This window comes from Bradyrhizobium sp. 164, assembly GCF_023073715.1.
Taxonomy (GTDB): domain Bacteria; phylum Pseudomonadota; class Alphaproteobacteria; order Rhizobiales; family Xanthobacteraceae; genus Bradyrhizobium.
This window is the reverse complement of the sequence record NZ_JADPKA010000110.1, coordinates 212,755-231,555: the sequence shown is the minus strand read 5'-3', so window position 1 is coordinate 231,555 and position 18,801 is coordinate 212,755. Positions and strand designations below refer to the sequence as shown.

The window sequence follows — 18,801 nt, the reverse complement described above, 5'->3', positions numbered from 1 at the left end:
ATTCTCGAACCGGGGCAGGACCGGGCCGGACCGTGGCTCGACCGACCTGACCAAGTCAAGCGGGCGGAGCCGGACATCGAACACGATTTCAGTCCGTTGGCGGCGTCCGCAGTTAACGGGCTGTTTAACGCCTTGATGCTACTCCTTGAGGCGTGGAACTGCCGGGCTTCGCTTGGCAGGTCCGGTCGTAATATTCCTGCGTTTGCGTTGGGGGAGTCGAGATGGCGGTTGATTTGTCGATGCCGGTTCTGGTGGTGGATGACTACAGCACCATGATCCGTATCATCAGGAATCTGCTGAAGCAGCTTGGCTTCGAGAATATCGATGATGCCAGCGACGGTTCGGCAGCGCTGAACAAGATGCGCGGTAAGAAGTACGGGCTCGTGATCTCCGACTGGAACATGGAGCCGATGACGGGTTACGACCTCCTGCGCGAAGTGCGCGCGGATCCGAACCTTGCCACCACGCCCTTCATCATGATCACGGCCGAGTCCAAGACCGAGAACGTGATCGCAGCCAAGAAGGCCGGCGTGAACAACTACATCGTCAAGCCGTTCAACGCGGCGACGCTGAAGACCAAGATCGAGGCGGTCTTCCCGGACATGGCAAGCGCGTAAGGCACTTTGGCGTCCCCGGACAAGGCGCGGCACATCAGTGACGCGACGCTGAGCCGGGACCCAGTCTATCCACGACTTCACTTGCGGCGTCTGGGCCGTCGCTCTGCGCGCTTCGCCATAGCGCGTCGAACACGCGCGTAAACGCGCTTATGGCGTCCCGGGCACGATATTTCTACCACTTCAATTCGCGCATCAGCGCCTTCGGCGGATGGCCGAACAATTCCATCACGGACGCCGGGTCGAGCTGGTCGAGGCCCTCGAACTCTTCGGCATGAATGCCGCGGGTGACGAACAGGCAGTCGATGCCGAACTCGCGCGCGCCGGTGAGATCGGTGCGGACGGAATCACCGATCGCCAGCACCTTCCGCCGGTCGATCGGGTGGCCCTGGCGTTCACAGGCGAGCGCCATCGCGCGCTCATAGATCGGCCGGTGCGGCTTGCCGTAGAAGATCACCTCGCCTCCGAGCTCACGATAGAGCTCGGCGATGGCGCCGGCGCAGTAGATCAGCCGGTCGCCGCGTTCGACCACGATGTCAGGGTTGGCACACACCAGCGTCAGCTTGCGCTCGCGCGCCTTCAGCATCATTGCGCGATAGTCTTCCGCCGTCTCGGTCTCGTCGTCATAGAGACCGGTGCAGACGATGTAATCGGCTTGCTCCAGCGGCGCGGTCGTCGCATCGAGGCCCCGATAAATCGAGTTGTCGCGCTCGGGGCCGAGCCAGAACATCTTGCGGCCGGGATGCTCGGCGACATAGAGCCGCGTCAGGTCGCCTGACGAGACGATCGCGTCATAGGTCTCGTCCGCGACGCCGAGCTTGCGCAATTGCCGTTGCACGGAGTCGGCCGGGCGCGGTGCGTTGGTAATCAGGATCACCGTACCGCCGCGGCTGCGATAGGTATGCAGCGCCTCGCAGGCTTCGGGGAAGGATTCGAGACCGTTATGGACCACGCCCCAGATGTCGCTGAGTACGACGTCGACGCCACCCACGAGCTCGCGCAGGCTTTCGACAAAATGCAGCGTCGTCATGATGCGTGCGGCCGATCAGATGCGGCGCGCGAGCGCCGCGTTGCCGATGATACGCTGTGGCGGAGGCGCGGAAGATGTCCCGCCTGAGCTGGGTGTACCGGAGCCATTGGATCCCTGGATGTCCTGCGCCGGGGTCGGCGAGGCCCCGCCGGTAGCAGATGACCCTTCCGGCCGCAATGGCCGGGGCGGTGCGAACAAAAAGCCCTGGCCGAACCGCACGTCATAATCGAGCAGGTCGACCACCGCGCGCTCGCCCTCGATCCGTTCGGCGATCAGGTCGATGCCGAAGCGGCCGAGCAGGTCGGAGAGGTCGGACGGGTGGATGTCCGAGGCCGAGGCCTGCTTCGGATCGAGCAGCAGCGTGGCCGGCACCTTGATGAAGCGCACGCCGCGGTCGGCGAGCTCGCGCGGCTCGATGCGCAAATCCGTGACATGGTCGATCGAGAAGCGGAAGCCGCGCTGGGCGAGCGCGGCGAGATTCTCGGTCTCGGCCGGACCGAGGTTACGGAAGGTCGACTGCTTGAACTCCAGCACCAGCGAGGGCGCAAGCGCCCGGTTGGCTTCAAGGAAGTCGAGACATTGCGCGAAGGTGGTGGAATTGCCGAGCGTGGAGGCCGCGACGTTGCAGAACACGCCGACATCCTTGTTGCGCACCATCAGGCGCCGCAGCACCTGCACACAGCGCAGCATCACCATGTTGTCGATGCGCCCGATCAGCCCGGAGGCCTCGGCGATGCTGATGAACTCCTCAGCGGCGATCAGCTGATCGCGCTCATCGCGCAGGCGCGTCACGGCCTCGTAGAACCGCACCTTGCGCTGCGGCAGCGTCACCATCGGCTGGAGGAAGATATCGATGCGGTTTTCCTCGATCGCGTTGCGCAGCGTCGCCAACAATTGGGTCTGGTTGCGGCCGTTGGCGAGCTGGGCCGGGACCGTCTGTGCAGGCCGCGGCTGCGCTGCCGGGGGTGGAGGCGCAACGGCCAGCGGTGACGGGTCAGCCGGCCGCTCTTCGATCGTCGCGCTCAGGTCGAGCGGCGCGGGCTCCTGTTTCTCGACCGGGCTTGCGGCTGATACCGGAGCGCCGCCAGCCAGCAGGTCTTCATGGGCCGAGACGGTGGTGGCGAGCTGCCTGACCAGTCCGCCGAGTTCGTTGATCTCGCCGACCACCGACTGGATGCGCTCGGCGTTGGTCGAATTGGACGAGGCGATGCGTCCCTCGATTGCAGCTAACCGGCGGCCGAACTCGGCCACCTGGCGCGCGAGGTCGGCGGTGCCGCGCGAAAGGTCGGCGATCTGGCCGCCGACGTCGCTGCGGTCGCGCAGCCGCATCGATACCGCGTTGTAGAGGATCAGGAAGGTCAGCGCCACGATCGCGGATTCGGTTCCGCTGATGCCGGCGACCGAATAGAGCACAAGCCCGAGCGAGGCCGCGACCAGAACCATGCAGATGGCGATGAAGATCGTCGAAATGCGAATCATGCCGCGCGTTACGCCTCTAGAGCTGACTGTCTCACCGGGAAAACACGGGCCGCCGTCCGACGCGTCACGTCTCATGCTCCCCCGAGCCATGTGAGCTTAACATCATTGTTGATTCGAGGGGATAGCGGCGTCCGGCGCGCGGGCCGAGGTTGGCGCGCAAGCTTTGCAACCGGCGCTCACGATCAGGGGCGGACCGAATTGCAGCGTCAGGACGGCGCGGCCGCGCCGACCGTGTCGGCCGAGACGGCTTCGCGGCTGCCGAGCGGCTTCGGCCGCCCGGTGGTCGTATCGCGCAGGGTCTGCCGTTCGATCTCCGAGTTCAGCTCGGCTCCGAACATGATGACGATCGCCGACATCCACATCCACATCATGAGGCCGATCGCTGCCCCGAGCGAGCCGTAGGTCGCGTTGTAATTGGCGAATTCTGACAGATACCAGGACAGCAGCGCCGAGCCGGCGATCCAGAGGATGGAGGCCGTCACAGCGCCGAGGCTCAGCCATTGCCAGCGCGGCGCATCGCGGCTGGGCGCGAAGCGATAGAGGATGGCGAGCGCCACGAGCAGGATGAGGAACAGGAGCGGCCATCGTGCCAGCGCCACGATCAGCTTGCTTCCGGGCGCCATGCCGAGATGATTGAGCGCGAGCGGGAAGGCGACGACGGCGCCCACCATCAGCAGCAGCGCTACGATGCCGCCGACAGTGAAGGCCAGCGACACCATATTGAGCTTGATGAAAGTACGCTTCTCGCGCTCCTCATAGGCGACGTTGAGAGCGTCGAAGATCGCCTTGACGCCGGCATTGGCGCTCCAGATCGCAAGCAGAAGCCCGAGCAGGAAGGTGGCCCCGAGCGTCGTGTTGCCATGCGACACCACGCGCGCGACCTGGTCCTCGACGATCTGGAACGAGCCCTCGGGCAGCATGGTGGCAAGCGTCTGGAGATTGGCGCTGATGGTCGAGGGATCGGCGAACAGGCCATAAGAGGAGACAAGTGCCGTGACAGCGGGAAAGATCGCGAGCAGGCCGAAAAAGACGACGCCGCCTGCGGTCGCCAGCAGGCGATCCTCATCGATGCGCTGATAGGTCCGCCAGAAGATGTCCTTCCAGCCCGCCCAGGGGATCGTGAACGGGCTCTTGGCATGACGGCCGCGGCGGGGCTCCACGGCCGCGCTCGCCGGATGCGTTTCCGGTGAATTCGCCTCGGCCTTGCGATGGTCTTGCGGAGGCCCCGACTTGGCCAGGCCGGAGTCCTGGAAGTAGCGCTCCGCGGTGAGCACGAACACTGCCGTAGCCGCCACCAGCAGCCAACTGTCCATTTGCTCGGAGCGCCGCATCAGCATTCACGCTTCCAATCCGTGCCTGTGACGCCGCCGGCGTGCAGCCGTCAACCCGACCAGGCCGACGGCCGCGAGCATCAGGCCAAGTTGCACGGGACGGTTGGCGCGGTTCGGCCAGGCTTTGCTGTCGCGACCGCGTTCACCGGGCGCAAGCGGCACGAGGGGGATCGTCGTTGCGACCTCCTTCACTGCCTGCTTGACCGTTCCGCGAGGAATCCGCGGGGTGGCGATCGCAACCCGCATCCGGCTGGCGAGCGGCACGATCGGCTTGTCCCGACGCTTCACTTGAGCCAGAGCCACCCCGGCGCAGGTTGCGGCGAGCACCAGCAGCAAGGCTCCGACGGCGCCAAAGCCCCAGAATTGCCCGTAGGTGATCGCAACCCAACGGTACAGCGCGACCAGACCGACAAAGAAGGCCGCAATGACGAATAGCCCGGCCACCGCGAACAGGCCGGCTGCGACCGCATAGGACGTCGCCCGTCCGGTGGCTTGGTTGGTGCGGTCGCGCAAATACGATTGTGCGGCGCGTTTGAGGTGGTTGAGCTTGAGCGCCATGCCGGCGCGCAGCAATTCACCCGATGGCGCGAGCATGCGGACATCCTCCGAGAGCAAGACAATTCGTCGGGGGTGAACGTGGCGGAATTTGACTTGTTCCGAGGGAGCGTGCCCGTCGTAGCGGATCAGCCGAGATCGGCGGCTGCGATCCAGAACACCTCGCCCTCGGAGTCTTCGGTGTCCAGCCAGAGCAGCGGCAGTTCCGGAAAGGCCTCGTCGACTAGTCCGCGGCCGCGGCCGATCTCGCAGACCAGCCCGCCATCCGGCATCAGGTGATCGGGCGCCTCGCGCAGGATACGGCGCACCACGTCGAGACCGTCGGCGCCGCCGTCGAAGGCGAGCTTCGGCTCGGCCCGGCACTCCGGCGGCAGCGCGGCCATGCCTTCCGCATCGACGTAGGGCGGATTGGTGATGATCAGGTCGTAGCGTGCATCGCCGAGCGGGGCGAACAGGTCGCCGCGATACAGGCTGATCCGGTTCTCGAGCCCGTATTCGCCCACATTTCGCGCAGCGACCTCGATCGCGCCCTTGGAGATGTCAACGGCGTCGACGGTGGCGTTCGGAAAATGATGCGCGGCGAGGATGGCGAGGCAGCCCGATCCGGTGCAGAGATCGAGCACGCGCTCGACCGCCGTGGGATCGTCAATCAGGGATCCGGCAGTGCCGTGGCCGCCAAAATGCGAGTCCAGCAGTTCGCCGATGAAGGAGCGTGGAACGATGACGCGCTCGTCGACATAGAAGGGTAGCCCGCGCATGTAGATCTTGTTGACGAGATAGGCGGCCGGTTTGCGCGTGGTGACGCGCTGATGGATGAGATCGAGAACGGTCTTGCCCTCGGCGAGGGTGACACGCGCGTTGGCGAAAAGCTCGAACTGTTCGGGATTGAGATGCAGCGCCTCGCTGACCAGGAAGGCCGCCTCGGCAACCGGATCGGTGGTGCCGTGGGCAAAGGCGAGCTCGGCTTCGACAAAGCGGCTCACCGCATAGCGGACCAAATCGAGCAGCGTGACAAGCTCACCAGGAGCGACCTTAGCAAGACCGACCGTAGCAAGACCGACCTTAGCAAGTCTTGGCGCGCCGCGGCCACGCGCGGTCTTTTTGGATGCTCTTGCCATCAGGACCGGGTCCAGCGTGCGGCGGCTTCGTCGTCGCGGGCCTCGGCCTCGACCCAGCCGGTGCCGGCTTCGCTCTCTTCCTTCTTCCAGAACGGCGCGCTGGTCTTGAGATAGTCCATCAGGAACTCGGCCGCCTGGAACGCGGCCTGGCGGTGCTGCGAAGCGGTCAGCACCAGCACGATGTTCTGGCCGGGCATGAAGCGGCCGACGCGGTGAATCACCGTGACGCCGTTCAGCGGCCAGCGCGAGGTCGCCTCGTCGACGTGACGCTTGATCTCTTCTTCGGCCATGCCCGGATAATGTTCGAGCGTAAGCGCAGCGACCTTCGCACTATCCTCGTCGGCGCGGCAGATGCCCGAGAAGCTCACGACCGCGCCGATGTCGGTGCGGCTCTTGGTCAGGATTTCGATCTCGCGCGCGAGGTCGAAATCGTCCTCCTGGATGCGGATGGTGACGGGGCAGCTCATGCTCGCCCCGCTCCGACGGTGCCACACCTCTCCCCGATAGGGAGAGGCGTGGTGGCACCGTATGCTGGTGTGTTCGAGAACATTGGCCTAGCCGCCGGTCATCGGCGGGAAGAACGCGATCTCGCGGGCGCCCGCGATCGCGGTGTCCGGCTTGGCGTGGGCGTGATCGATCGCGGCGCGGATCACCTTCGGCTTCTCGAAGGCGTAGGCATAGGCCTCGCTCTGGGCGGACAGCCAGGCGATCAGCTCCTCGACGGTGCGCACCGTTGCGGGCGGTTCGATGGTCTCCTCGGCCTTGCCGACGCGCTCGCGCACCCAGGCGAAATATTTCACCTTCATCCCTCGTCCTCCTTGATGAGGTGATGGATGCCAGCGCGGAAATAGTCGTAGCCGGTGTAGATGGTGAGGATCGCCGAAGCCCACAGCAGCGCCAGCCCGATCATCGAGACCACCGGCACCACCTCATCACCGGCCGGGCCCGCGAGCAGGAAGCCGATGGCGACGAGCTGGACCGTGGTCTTCCATTTGGCGAGCTTCGTTACGGGCACGCTGACGCGCAGCGCGGCGAGATATTCGCGCAGGCCCGAGACCAGGATCTCGCGGCACAGGATTACGATGGCGGCCCACAGCGACCAGCCATGGATGATGCCATCGGCGGCCAGCATCAGCAGGCACGAGGCAACCAGCAGCTTGTCGGCGATCGGGTCGAGCATCCGGCCGAACGCTGATTGCTGATTCCAGATTCGCGCATAATAGCCGTCAAGGTAATCGGTCACCCCGGCGCCGATGAAGATGGCCACCGCCACCCAGCGCAGCCATAGCGGCCCGTCCATGATCGACTGCGCGTAAATGCATCCGACCACGACCGGGATCGCGGCGATCCGGCCGTAGGTCAGGATGTTGGGAAGGGACATCGAGCGCCTGGTTGCCCCTCGTGTCGTCGCGATGTTCATCCGTCCTACCAATACCGCTGGTGCCTGAACGTCAACCGTCCCGCTCTCCAAATGAGGCGCGGACGCAACGATCATATGACCGCGGTCCCCCTTTAGTTCATCCCGGCTGGGGATGGAAATACTCGAAAATCCTGCGGGCGCTTTCGGCGCTCACCCCCGGAACCTTGCCGAGATCGGCGATCGAGGCCCGCTCGATCTCCTTCAGGGTTCCGAAATGGTGCAGCAAGGCACGTTTACGTGACGGACCGATGCCCGGAATCTCCTGCAAACCGGCCTCGCGGATGTCCTTCTTGCGCAGCTTGCGGTGCGAGCCGATGACGAAGCGGTGAGCCTCGTCGCGCAGGCGCTGGATGAAATAGAGCACGGGATCGCGCGGCTCCAGCTTGATCGCCTCGCGCTCCGGCATGAACAGGGTCTCGCGACCGGCATCCCGGTCCGGCCCCTTGGCGACCGACATCAGCGACACCTGGGTCAGGCCGAGACCTGCAAAGATCTCGCGGACGGCGTTGAGCTGGCCGCGGCCGCCGTCGATGATGACGAGGTCGGGCCATTGCGGGAAATCGTCCTCCTTCGCCTTGGCCACGCCTTCCTCGGGCGGATTGATCAGTCGCTTGAAGCGTCGCTCCAGCACCTCGCGCATCATGGCGTAGTCGTCGCCAGGCGTCAGTCCTTCCGACTTGATGTTGAACTTGCGGTACTGGTTCTTCACGAAGCCGTCCGGGCCGGCAACGATCATGGCGCCGACCGCATTGGTGCCCTGGATGTGGCTGTTGTCGTAGACCTCGATGCGCTTGGGCACGTGCGGCAGGCTCAGCGTCGCGGCCATGGCCTCGAGCAGGCGGCTCTGCGTCGCGGTGTCCGCGAGCTTGCGGCCGAGCGCCTCGCGCGCATTGGTCAGCGCATGAGTGACGAGCTCCTTCTTCTCACCGCGCTTGGGCGCGGTGACCTCGACCTTGTGGCCGGCTTTGGTCGACAGCGCATTGGCGAGCAGCTCGCTCTCCTCGATCTCGTGCGAGAGCAGGATGTTCTTCGGCGGCGGCTTGTCGTCGTAGAACTGGGCGAGGAAGGAGCCGAGCACCTCCTCGGGGGTAAATGTCTTTTCCGCGCGCGGGAAATAGGCGCGGTTGCCCCAGTTCTGTCCGGTGCGGAAGAAGAACACCTCGACGCAGGAGAAGCCGCCCTCCTGGTGGATGGCGAACACGTCGGCTTCCTCGACCGTGCGCGGATTGATGCCCTGTTGCGACTGGATCGCCGACAGCGCGGCGAGGCGATCGCGATAGAGCGCAGCGCGCTCGAATTCGAGCTCGCCGGAGGCCTTCTCCATCTCGCCGGCGAGTTCCTGCTTCACCGCATGGCTCTTGCCGGAGAGGAAGTCGGTCGCTTCGCGCACCAGGGTCGTATAGCCGGGGAAGTCGATCTCGCGGGTGCAGGGCCCGGCACAGCGGCGGATCTGGTAGAGCAGGCAGGGCCGGGTGCGGCTCTCGAAGAAGGAATCGGTGCAGGAGCGAATCAGGAATGCGCGCTGAAGGGCCGTGATGGTCCGGTTCACGGCGCCCGCCGAGGCGAACGGGCCGAAATAGCGCCCCGGCCGGGTCTGCGCGCCGCGGTGCTTCAGGATCTGCGGCGCCCAATGGTCGCCGGTGATCAGGATGTAGGGAAACGACTTGTCGTCGCGCAGCTGCACGTTGAAGCGCGGCCGCAGCTGCTTGATGAGGTTGGCTTCCAGCAGCAGTGCTTCCGTCTCGGTGGTGGTTGAGACGATCTCCACGGTCACCGTGGCCGCGATCATGCGCAGGATGCGCGCCGGCTGCGGCGCACTCTGGCGCGCGTAGTTGGACAGGCGCTTTTTGACGTTCTTGGCCTTGCCGACATAGAGCACGTCCGCGTTCGCATTGAGCATGCGATAGACCCCGGGCGAGGTGGGGGCGAGCCGGACCGCGCGCTCGATCGCCTCATGACCGGTCGCCAGCGGGCCCTCGCCGACCGCGCCGCTCTCTTCCAGGATATCCGGCAGCCGCGCATCGTCCTCGTCGTCGCCGCTCGCTGTTGCGGGATCGAGGTCCGGCGGCGCCATGTCCGTTTCCGGAGGCGGGGCGTCCGGTGCGGTGACGCGCACGGGTTTGCGCGTACGTGCATCGTCCGGATTGTCGGGGGAATCGTGAACCATGGTGCGAATTTAGGCGCTGGGGGTGCCGATTTGAAGTTCCGGCCGTGGCGCACGCACAGGATGGCGGGCGCAGTTCCCGGTAACGCTTGGTTAAGCCTGTCAATAGCGCGGTAACCCGGCTTAACAGCCCTTTAACTTAAAGCTCTCGATAAATCTTACGCGAAAAAGTGGTGGTTCCGTAACCATGCGGTCTGGCTTCGCGCGGCGGCGCAGGCATCGCGGGGGGCGGCAGTTGCGTTGGAGTGTGTGATGAAGGGGCTCGTTGTGGGCGCAGCCGCGTTGGTTGCTGCCGGCTGGACAGCTTCGGCAGGGGCCGCCGATCTCAGTTACGGGCAGCGTGCCCCCTATACCGTCAATCAGCCGCTCAATGCGTACAGCTGGGCCGGTCCTTATCTAGGCGGCAACGTCGGCTATGAATGGGGTTCGGTCGACAACAATCCCTCAAAGCCTTCCGGCTTCGTCGGCGGCGTGCAGGCCGGCTATAATTTCCAGAATGGCCCTTGGGTGTTTGGCGTCGAGGGCGACATTCAGGCCGCCGGTGCCGACGATACCTTCGCGCCGTGGAAGTTCTCCAATCCGTGGTTTGGCACCCTGCGCGGCCGCGCCGGCTATGCCTTCAGCAATGTGCTGTTCTACGGCACCGCTGGCCTCGCTTTCGGCGAACTGCGCGCGCAGACCTTCGGCTGGACGGAATCGCACACCACGGCCGGCTGGACCATCGGTGCCGGCGCGGAAGTCGGCCTTGCGCCGAACTGGAGTGCCAAGCTCGAATATCTCTACATCGATCTGTCGACGAGTCAGTTCGCAATTACGGGCGTGTCAAACGGCTATAGCGCCAGCGTTGTCCGCGCAGGCGTGAACTATCACTTCTGATAGCTGAAGAAGAAAATACCGGACCAACCTCCCGGCCGCTCGCGGCCGGGATTTTTTAAGCCAGGCTCGCTAGGAGAGGATGACCAAATTGACCGCCTTCGGTCCCTTCCCCTTCTTGTCCGGTTCGACTTCGAAAGTAATACGCTGTCCTTCGGCAAGGTCCTTCAGTCCCGCCCGCTCTACGGCGGTGATGTGAACGAAGACATCGCGGCCGCCGTCGTCCGGCTTGATGAAGCCGTAGCCGCGCTCGCCGTTGAAGAACTTGACCGTTCCCGTCATGGCCATCGGGAAACTCCCCCTCATTGCTCCTCCGCCGCGACGCAGACTCGCGTCACGACATGACCGGACCTTACGAAGCCCGGGAGCTGGCCATCCTTGGGCGGACCTCATAGGTCCGGCCGGATCTTTCTTGGGCCTTCACTCCGCCGCAACCATTCGCGGAAGCGGAACGTAAAGCCAGTCACGGAAACAGCATAATACGGTTCGTCGCAGATTGACTACCGTTCCTGCATATTTTTCCCAAGAATGCCGGAGTGTTACGGCCTCGGCACCTCCAATCGGAATCTGGCAGCGCCGCCCTGGCCGAGCGGCATTTCGAGCTCGGGCAGGATGGTCTTGAGCTCGCCGTGCAGCGTGTAGGGCGGGTTGACGATCAGAAGACCCGTGGAGGTGAGGGCCGCGCCATCGAGCTGCGGCGCCACACTGAATTCGAGGCGCAGGCATTTTCCTGATGGCTTTGCTGCGGCTGCGAGCCGCGCCACCGTTTGCGCCAGCGTGTCGGTGGCGCGCCGGTTCTTAGCCGGATACCAGACGACGTAGATACCGGTCGGCCATTTCGCGAACGCCGCCGAGAAGGCATCGCCAAGCCGCTCGAACTCATCCTTGGCCTCGAACGGCGGGTCGATCAGCACGAGGCCGCGCCGCTCCTTCGGCGGCACGAAGGCGGGCAGTGCCATCCAGCCGTCGAGATCGACCACGCGAGCCTGCTCGTCGCGGCGCAGCACGTCGATCAGCGCTTTCCGCGCCTTCGGCTCGAGCTCGCAGGCGATGAGGCGGTCCTGCGGCCTGAGCAGGCCGCGCGCGATCAGTGGCGAGCCCGGATAGGCCTTGAGCTCGCCCTTCGGATTGAAGGCGCGGACGATGTCGAGATACGGCTTGGTCAGCGCCGCGGTCTCGTTCGACAGCCGCGCCTGCATCAGCCGCGCAATGCCGGTCAGCCACTCGCCGCCACGGCGCGCCTCGTTGCTGTCGAGGTCGTAGAGGCCGGCGCCGGCATGGGTGTCGATGACGCGGAACGCCGCCGGCTTGTCCTGCAAATAAGTGAGGATGCGCGCCAGTACGATGTGCTTGATGACGTCGGCGAAGCTGCCGGCATGGAAGGCGTGACGGTAGTTCATGGCGGAGAGTTACGACATCGCGAGGCGAAAGTAACGGCCGTCATTTCGGGACGGTGCGCCAGCACCGAACCCGAAATCCATTTCTTTGAGAATGCGGACAGATGGATTCCAGCCCCGCGCTTCCGCCTTCGCTCTTCGGGCTGCGGCGGACAAGCCGCGCGCTCCGGAATGGCGATCCGAGGGCTCCCTCTACCCACCCCTGATCGGCGGCATCGTCACCTGCTCGCGGCGGCAGGTGCGGCGCTCGAGCTCGTCGCAGGCGCGGAATTGCAGATCCTTGCTGAGGCAGATGCGGACCTCAGACAGCCGTGTCCGGTTACAGGTGACCGAGATGGCGGCATTGCTGAGGCCGGGATTGGCCTTGATAAAGGCGTCCTCGACCTCCGCCGGCGCCACGGTCTTGGCCTGCGACAGATCGAGATATTCGGCCGGGATCTTGATCGCGGCGCGCGCTTTGCGGATCGTTTCGAAATAGCTGCGGCTCTCGAGCCCGGAGCAGGTGCCGTGCTTGTCCCATTCGTTGAAGATCAGGCCCGGCGCCGGCATCAAATCCAGCATCGAGGAGACGATGCCGCGGTTCAGCCGCGGTGCCGGCCGCTGGCAATATTCGGGGAAGCCGTTTTCATATTGCGGCCACAGCCCGTGCACCACGAAGGCGTAGGGCCGTCCGCTGCACTGCATGTGTGAGCGGCCGTTGCGCTCGGCCGCTTCCTCGCAGAAGGAGGGCGACCATGACAGCGACAGCACATAGAAATCGAACTCGCCCGGCGCGTTTTGCCGCTTGTCCTGGGCCTTTGCGCCGCCGGCGAACGAGGCCAGGCCTGCGGCAAGGATCAGGGGAAGGGTCAGCGAGATCACCAGGCGGGAAAACGAATGCAATCTGGAATGAAACATGGCGATGCCCCTCAACTAGACTGTGCAATGAAGCCTAGTAGGCGATAAGAACATTTCAAGAACAAAATGCAGCCACCGCCGCTCAGTCGCCAGATCGGCCCGACTCGGGACTCTTCAAATCAGGGCTTGGCGGCGCGGCAGGCTGGATTGTAGGCCCAGTTGCGGTCGACTCCGACGACGCACCATTCGACGCCATTGCCGTAGCCGGCGAAGCCGCCATCCTCGATAATCGAGAAATGCACCTTGCGCACCTTGCCGTCATTGAGCATGGCGTCGCCGGTGCAATACCGGCGCGGAATGTTGTCGGACTGCCAGGGCCGGAAAGCGGTCTCGCGAACGGCGGAGAAGCCGGTGATCTTCAACGAGGAATTCCAGAACGAGCTTTCCTTCTCCCAGAACTGGGTGGCGATCGTCGGCAGCGCCTTGTCGCAATCGGCGACGGCGCCATCGTAGCGCGGCCCGCTCAGCCAGAAATTCGTCTCGAGCGGATTGGCGGCCCTGGCCTCACCGAGCGATAGCGCCCCGAACATGAGGCCGAGCACGGCGGCAAAGCGGAGCGATTTCAGGGAGGGGGCGCGCATGGGCAATCCGGACTGCTGGGTCTTGCGAAGGTGGGACCGTGCCGCGAAGGCTGGGCGGGGTCAAGTGCAGCGCGGCAACACTTCGCCAGGAGTTGACCACAACGTCGCGCTCGGCATGGCTTCCGTTCTTTCCACTTCCATCCCGGCACCGTAAACTGGCGCCAACCAATTGGAGTGACGGGAATGCGAATCATTGCGGCCGCGGGTCTTCTCGCCAGCCTGGTTGTCTCGGGTATGATGGCGAGCCAGTCGGTGCGGGCCGATATTCTTCCAGTGCCGCCGTTCAAGGGCAACGACACCGGCGGCATCATCGCCTATTCGATGGCGACCCAGGTCGATGCGCGGCAGGTCGCGGTCGATCACTGCGCGCGCTACGGCAAAGTCGCCAAATTTCTCGCGGTGCAGGCCTACGAGGGCGGCTACATCTCGTTCTCCTGCCGCTGGGTGCCCTACGGCGCCGCCGAGCAGCCGATCCGCACGCTGTACTGAACCGCGGTCGTAACGCCGCAATCTCTCAGCCGGGAGCCCCCCCGATGACGCGCAAACTCGCTTTGCTCGGCTCGGCCGCCTGTCTCGTGTTGTTCGCAGGCAGCGCCAGCGCCGACGATCTGCCGCTGCGCAAGGCCGGCCTTTGGGAAATGAAGCTGGTCACGACCGGCTCGCCCGTGCCCGAGATGACCATGCAGCACTGCACTGACGAGACCGTCGACAAGGAGATGAGCAACAACGTCTCCCCGATGGCCAGGCAGATCTGCGCCAAGCAGGAGATCAAGAAGACCGCGACCGGCTATGTCAGCGATTCCGAGTGCAACGTCGCTGGCGTCAGCACGACCTCGCATGCCGAGATATCAGGCGATTTCAACTCGGCCTACACGGTGAGGACCTCCTCGCATGCGCAAGGCGGCGTCGCCGGCACGGCCGGGCGCGATAGCACCATGACGCTTGAAGCGAAATGGCTCGGGGCCTGCAAGCCGGACCAGAAGCCCGGCGACATCGTGATGCCAGGCGGCTTCAAGATGAACGTGCGCGACGTGGATAAGCTGAAGGGACTGCTGCCGAAGTAGCGAGATCGTAGCCGGAAAATCGGTGGGCTCCCTCGCCCCGTTCTAACGGGGAGAGGCAAGAGCAGTTACACGGGTATCCTCACGCTCGCCCTCAATCCTCCCATCGGGCTGTCGCCGAGCGTGATGTCGCCGCCGTGGGAGCGGGCGATGTCGCGGGCGATCGCGAGGCCAAGGCCCGTGCCGCCTTCGTCCTGGTTGCGGGCGTTGTCCAGCCGCAGGAACGGCTTGAACACCTCTTCGCGCAAATGCGCGGGAATGCCCGGCCCGTCGTCGTCGATCGTGACCGTGAGATAGCGGTGATCGCGCTGGCCGGTGATGGCGATGGCCTTGCCGTAGCGTGCGGCGTTGGTGACGAGGTTGGCAAGGCAGCGCTTGAACGAGGCCGGCTTCACCGTCACCACTGGCAGGCCGTGGAACGCCACGGTCGCGGTGTGGCCGTGCCGTTCGGCATCGCTGCGCAGCTCTTCCAGGGCCTGGGCCATATCGGTCGGCTGCGATTGCTCGCCGGAATCGCCGCGGGCAAAGGCGAGGTAATCCTCCAGCATCATCGACATCTCGTCGACGTCCTTGCGCATGCCCTCGAGCTCGGGACTATCGCCGATCAGCGCCAGCTCGAGCTTGAAGCGGGTCAGGATGGTGCGCAGGTCATGGCTGACGCCGGCCAGCATTGCGGTGCGCTGCTCCATCGTGCGCTCGATGCGCGATTTCATCTCGAGGAAGGCGACGGAGGCGCGCCGCACCTCGCGCGCGCCTCTGGGGCGGAAATTCGGCGCCTCGCGGCCTTTGCCGAAGCTCTCGGCGGCATCGGCGAGCCGCAGGATCGGCTTGATCTGGTTGCGCAGGAACAGCACCGCGACGATCAGCAGGATCGAGGACGTGCCGACCATCCAGAAAAGGAAGATTTCCGAGTTGGAGGCGTAGGCGGCGCTGCGCTGGGCGAACACGCGCATCACGGCATCGTCGAGCTGGATGCGGATCTCGACGAGGTTGGAGCGGCCGACCGTGTCGATCCAGAACGAACGCCCGATCTGGCGGCCGAGCTGCACCGACAGGGTCTGGTCGAGCAGCGAGAAGAACGGCTTTGGTCCCGGTGGCGGCATGTCACCGGCAGGCAGGAAATCGACGACGAGGCCGAGCCGCTGCTGGGCGATGCGGCGGATCTGGTCGCGATCCTTGTCCTGCGGATAGCCCTTGTAGACGTCGATCAGCGCGGCGATGTCCTGCACCACCGCGGCGGACAGGCGCCGAGTCACCGTGTTCCAGTGCCTTTCCATGAACACGAAGGCGACGACCGATTGCAGGATCACCATCGGCACGATCATGATCAGCAGCGCGCGCGCATAGAGGCCGGTCGGCATCCAGCCCTTGAATGCGTTGCCCATCCAGCCATTGGCGGCGGAGACGCGGCCAGCGGCGCTCTTCAGAAGCGTCAGGCCCGTATCGATCGTGCTCATCGGTGGCGCTTCACTGCTCTATGGGCTTTAAGGCGAGGCCACCAGCCGGTAGCCGATGCCGCGCACCGCCTGGAGGAATAGCGGATTGGCGGGATCGGTCTCGATCTTGCGCCTGAGGCGGTTGATCTGAACGTCCACGGCGCGCTCGTTGACGCTGCCGTTGCCGGTCAGCGCGCTGCGCGGCACGGTTTCGCCCGGCGTCTCCGAGAGGATGCGCAGCATCTCGCGCTCACGGTCAGTGAGGTGAATGACCTCATCGCCCTGGCGCAGCTCGCCGCGTTCGAGATGGTAGACGTAGGGTCCGAAAGCGATCTTCTCCACGGTCGCCGCCTGCGGCGGCGGCGCGGCGCGCTTGAGGATGTTGTTGATGCGCAGCGCGAGCTCGCGCGGCTCGAACGGTTTTGCGACATAGTCGTCGGCGCCGATCTGCAGGCCCTCGATGCGCGCTTCTGCCTCGTGCCGCGCCGTCAGCATCACGATCGGCACCGAGGACGAGGTGCGGATGAAACGGGCGAGGTCGAAGCCGGTCTCGCCGGGCATCATGACGTCGAGGATCAAGAGATCGAAATGCAAGCCCATGAGCTTGGCGCGCGCATCGCTGGCACTGGCGGCGGTCGAGACCCGATAGCCTTCGCTGGCGAGGAAGCGCGACAGCAGATCGCGAATGCGGCGGTCGTCGTCGACCAGCAGCAGATGCGGGGCATCGTCGGCGGGTTGCACCGGCGGGCGGGCGAGCGTGGCAGCGAGCGGCACGGTCACTCCTTGGCGTCGTGGTTGACGGAAGCGAAGATCGTCTCGAGCACCTTGTCCGGATCGTCGCGATCGATCATCGCGCGCAGGAAGCGCTTGACGGTCTCGGCATCCTGCGGACCTATCTCGGCAAGCGCCTTGGTGATCCGCGTGGTCTGGAGCCCGGCAAGCTTCTGCACCAGCGCTTCGCCTTTCGGCGTCGCATAGAGCAGGCGCTGACGACGGTCATTGTCGCCGGTCTTCTGCACGATATAGCCTTCGTCGAGAAGCTGCTTGAGCACGCGGCCGAGCGATTGTTTTGTGATGCGCAGGACGTCGAGGAGATCGGCGACCTTGAGGCCGGGATAGCGATAGACGAAGTGCATGACCCGGTGATGGGCCCGGCCGAAGCCGAAGGCCTCCAGCTCCTGGTCTGGATCGCCCACGAAATCGCGATAAGCGAAGAACAGCAGCTCGATGATATCCCAGCGCAAATTGCCTCCATCGCCTGCGGCCGGCCGAGGCTCGGCGGCGTCTTGAGACGGACTCGCGAAATTTATGTCAGGCATATTGACGTATCTTGGGTTCAATGTTACAAAACGATTGGCCCGTACGAAATTTTAGATCGTATCGCGACGGGCGGCGTCGAAGCAGGGACGGCGGAAACAGCCGGACAGGCGACGACGGCCGGAGCAGATCTACCGTGCGATTGTCGAGCGGCATTTCGACAAAACATACTGGACTTCCGCCTTCCGCAAAAGCATGTCCTCGGCGACATGCTGGCCACGGGAAACCGGCCGTAACAAGGCTGGCGGCGGTCCAGCCAGACACCTAATGAAGCCAGCCGGCCCCGAACAGGGGCGGGCCGGTGCCAGAACAGCGCCGATACCGGCAGCGGGAGCCAAGGACATGAGCATGACATTCGACATCCAGCCCGCATCCAATCCGACTCCTGAGAAGGACCGCGTCGCCAAGCTGGTGGACCCAGGGTTCGGGCGAGTTTTCACCGATCACATGGCGATCGTCCGCTACAATCAGGCCAAGGGCGGCTGGTACGAGGCCAAAATCGAGGCGCGCGCCAACTTTCAGCTCGATCCGGCCGGCGCGGTTCTCCATTACGCTCAGGAAATTTTCGAGGGCCTCAAGGCCTACAAGCGCGACGACGGCGGCGTGAACCTGTTTCGCCCCGACGCCAATGCGCGGCGATTCAAGGACTCGGCCGACCGCATGGCAATGGCGCAATTGCCCGAGGATGTCTTCATCGAGGCGGTCGAGCAGGTCGTGCGCATCGATCGCGCCTGGATGCCGGGCGGCGAGGGCAGTCTTTACCTACGGCCCTTCATGATCGCGAGCGAGACCTTCCTCGGCGTCAAGCCGTCATCCGAATACATCTTCGCGGTCATCGCCTCGCCGGTGGGCTCTTATTTCAAGGGCGGCCCTGCACCGGTGTCGATCTGGGTGTCCGAGAACTACACGCGCGCCGCGATCGGCGGCACCGGCGCCGTCAAATGCGGCGGCAATTATGCCGCGAGCCTGCGCGCCCAGGCGGAAGCGATCCAGCATGGCTGCGATCAGGTCGTGTTCCTCGATGCGCTCGAGCGCCGTTACATCGAGGAGCTCGGCGGCATGAATGTGTTCTTCGTGTTCGACGACGGCTCGCTGTCAACGCCGCCGCTCGGCACCATCCTGCCGGGCATCACACGCGACTCCATCATCACGCTCGCCCGCGATGCCGGAAAGACGGTGCGCGAGGAGCCCTACTCGCTCGACCAGTGGCGCAAGGACGCCGCCAGCGGCAGGCTGAAAGAAGCCTTCGCCTGCGGCACTGCCGCCGTGATCTCGCCGATCGGCAAGGTGCGCTCGGTGAGCGGCGATTTCGACATCAGTGGCGGCGCGGCCGGCCCGGTCGCCATGGGCCTGCGCAAGCAGCTCGTCGACATCCAGTACGGCCGCACCAACGATCCGCACAACTGGATCCGCAAAGTGTTTTGAGGCTTTTACCTATACCTTCTCCCCTTGTAGGAGAAGGTGGCGCGAAGCGCCGGCTGAGGGGTTGTCTTCGCGAGTTCAAGCGCGAGAGGTTTGTTCGCGGAGA

21 protein-coding genes are annotated in these 18,801 nt (G+C 64.7%); 5 read left to right on the top strand and 16 right to left on the bottom strand.

All coding sequences use genetic code 11. The annotated features are described in order from the left end of the window. Window positions 1–221 precede the first annotated feature (221 nt). Complete coding sequence (locus IVB01_RS33995; protein WP_008567674.1) at window positions 222–617, top strand: response regulator; 396 nt, start codon at window positions 222–224, stop codon at window positions 615–617. Window positions 618–789: 172 nt separating this feature from the next. Here the strand turns inward: IVB01_RS33995 and IVB01_RS33990 are convergent, their stop codons facing one another. The 9 genes from IVB01_RS33990 to uvrC form a co-directional block, all read right to left on the bottom strand. Next, window positions 790–1,644, bottom strand: coding sequence for a TIGR01459 family HAD-type hydrolase (locus IVB01_RS33990; RefSeq protein WP_247277568.1), 855 nt, complete (start codon window positions 1,642–1,644; stop codon window positions 790–792). Window positions 1,645–1,659: 15 nt separating this feature from the next. Continuing rightward, window positions 1,660–3,123, bottom strand: a complete 1,464-nt coding sequence (locus tag IVB01_RS33985) for an EAL domain-containing protein (protein ID WP_247277567.1) — start codon at window positions 3,121–3,123, stop codon at window positions 1,660–1,662. Window positions 3,124–3,329: 206 nt separating this feature from the next. Continuing rightward, window positions 3,330–4,460 (bottom strand): YihY/virulence factor BrkB family protein, encoded by a 1,131-nt coding sequence (locus IVB01_RS33980; RefSeq protein WP_247415061.1) that lies wholly within the window; start codon window positions 4,458–4,460, stop codon window positions 3,330–3,332. After that, window positions 4,461–5,048, bottom strand: coding sequence for a phage holin family protein (locus IVB01_RS33975; RefSeq protein WP_247277565.1), 588 nt, complete (start codon window positions 5,046–5,048; stop codon window positions 4,461–4,463). A gap of 89 nt (window positions 5,049–5,137) precedes the next feature. Further along, complete coding sequence (prmB, locus tag IVB01_RS33970; protein ID WP_247277564.1) at window positions 5,138–6,127, bottom strand: 50S ribosomal protein L3 N(5)-glutamine methyltransferase; 990 nt, start codon at window positions 6,125–6,127, stop codon at window positions 5,138–5,140. Then, window positions 6,127–6,594 carry a molybdenum cofactor biosynthesis protein MoaE gene (locus IVB01_RS33965; RefSeq protein WP_247277563.1) on the bottom strand — a complete coding sequence of 156 codons (468 nt, stop codon included), beginning with the start codon at window positions 6,592–6,594 and terminating at the stop codon, window positions 6,127–6,129. Before IVB01_RS33965 ends, prmB begins: the two co-directional genes overlap by 1 nt. Window positions 6,595–6,681: 87 nt before the next feature. After that, entirely contained in the window at window positions 6,682–6,933 is a 252-nt protein-coding gene (gene moaD, locus IVB01_RS33960; protein WP_247277562.1) for a molybdopterin converting factor subunit 1, read from the bottom strand. Continuing rightward, complete coding sequence (gene pgsA, locus IVB01_RS33955; protein WP_247277561.1) at window positions 6,930–7,547, bottom strand: CDP-diacylglycerol--glycerol-3-phosphate 3-phosphatidyltransferase; 618 nt, start codon at window positions 7,545–7,547, stop codon at window positions 6,930–6,932. Before pgsA ends, moaD begins: the two co-directional genes overlap by 4 nt. Before the next feature lie 97 nt (window positions 7,548–7,644). Beyond that, entirely contained in the window at window positions 7,645–9,714 is a 2,070-nt protein-coding gene (gene uvrC / locus IVB01_RS33950) for an excinuclease ABC subunit UvrC (protein ID WP_247277560.1), read from the bottom strand. Between the two features lie 249 nt (window positions 9,715–9,963). Here uvrC and IVB01_RS33945 point away from each other — a divergent pair, with 249 nt between their 5' ends. Beyond that, on the top strand, window positions 9,964–10,587 hold the full coding sequence (locus IVB01_RS33945) for an outer membrane protein (RefSeq protein WP_247277559.1): 624 nt from the start codon (window positions 9,964–9,966) through the stop codon (window positions 10,585–10,587). Window positions 10,588–10,656: 69 nt separating this feature from the next. Here IVB01_RS33945 and IVB01_RS33940 read toward each other — a convergent pair whose 3' ends face one another. From IVB01_RS33940 to IVB01_RS33925, 4 genes are all read right to left on the bottom strand, one after another. After that, complete coding sequence (locus tag IVB01_RS33940; protein WP_008544396.1) at window positions 10,657–10,872, bottom strand: cold-shock protein; 216 nt, start codon at window positions 10,870–10,872, stop codon at window positions 10,657–10,659. Between the two features lie 251 nt (window positions 10,873–11,123). After that, window positions 11,124–11,984 carry a 23S rRNA (adenine(2030)-N(6))-methyltransferase RlmJ gene (gene rlmJ / locus IVB01_RS33935; RefSeq protein ID WP_247495207.1) on the bottom strand — a complete coding sequence of 287 codons (861 nt, stop codon included), beginning with the start codon at window positions 11,982–11,984 and terminating at the stop codon, window positions 11,124–11,126. A gap of 189 nt (window positions 11,985–12,173) precedes the next feature. Beyond that, a complete protein-coding gene (locus IVB01_RS33930; protein ID WP_247277557.1) occupies window positions 12,174–12,878 on the bottom strand; it encodes a ribonuclease T2 in 705 nt (234 codons plus the stop codon). 119 nt (window positions 12,879–12,997) lie between these two features. Then, complete coding sequence (locus IVB01_RS33925) at window positions 12,998–13,459, bottom strand: hypothetical protein (RefSeq protein ID WP_247277556.1); 462 nt, start codon at window positions 13,457–13,459, stop codon at window positions 12,998–13,000. Between the two features lie 183 nt (window positions 13,460–13,642). Between IVB01_RS33925 and IVB01_RS33920 the strand changes: the two genes are divergently transcribed. Together IVB01_RS33920 and IVB01_RS33915 are read left to right on the top strand one after the other, a co-directional pair. Next, on the top strand, window positions 13,643–13,948 hold the full coding sequence (locus IVB01_RS33920) for a hypothetical protein (RefSeq protein WP_247277555.1): 306 nt from the start codon (window positions 13,643–13,645) through the stop codon (window positions 13,946–13,948). A 44-nt stretch (window positions 13,949–13,992) separates the two neighbouring features. Then, window positions 13,993–14,523, top strand: coding sequence for a DUF3617 family protein (locus IVB01_RS33915; RefSeq protein WP_247277554.1), 531 nt, complete (start codon window positions 13,993–13,995; stop codon window positions 14,521–14,523). A gap of 65 nt (window positions 14,524–14,588) precedes the next feature. Here the strand turns inward: IVB01_RS33915 and IVB01_RS33910 are convergent, their stop codons facing one another. Genes IVB01_RS33910 through IVB01_RS33900 form a run of 3 tightly spaced genes read right to left on the bottom strand, consistent with a single transcriptional unit; the run spans window position 14,589 to window position 17,275 of the window. Continuing rightward, entirely contained in the window at window positions 14,589–15,977 is a 1,389-nt protein-coding gene (locus tag IVB01_RS33910; RefSeq protein ID WP_128946364.1) for an ATP-binding protein, read from the bottom strand. Between the two features lie 27 nt (window positions 15,978–16,004). Continuing rightward, on the bottom strand, window positions 16,005–16,736 hold the full coding sequence (locus tag IVB01_RS33905; RefSeq protein ID WP_247495206.1) for a response regulator transcription factor: 732 nt from the start codon (window positions 16,734–16,736) through the stop codon (window positions 16,005–16,007). After that, entirely contained in the window at window positions 16,733–17,275 is a 543-nt protein-coding gene (locus IVB01_RS33900; RefSeq protein WP_247277552.1) for a MarR family transcriptional regulator, read from the bottom strand. The genes IVB01_RS33905 and IVB01_RS33900 overlap by 4 nt, the downstream gene beginning before the upstream one ends. A 340-nt stretch (window positions 17,276–17,615) precedes the next feature. On the opposite strand from IVB01_RS33900, the gene IVB01_RS33895 reads away from it, so the two are divergent. Beyond that, a complete protein-coding gene (locus IVB01_RS33895; protein ID WP_247277551.1) occupies window positions 17,616–18,698 on the top strand; it encodes a branched-chain amino acid aminotransferase in 1,083 nt (360 codons plus the stop codon). Window positions 18,699–18,801 lie beyond the last annotated feature (103 nt).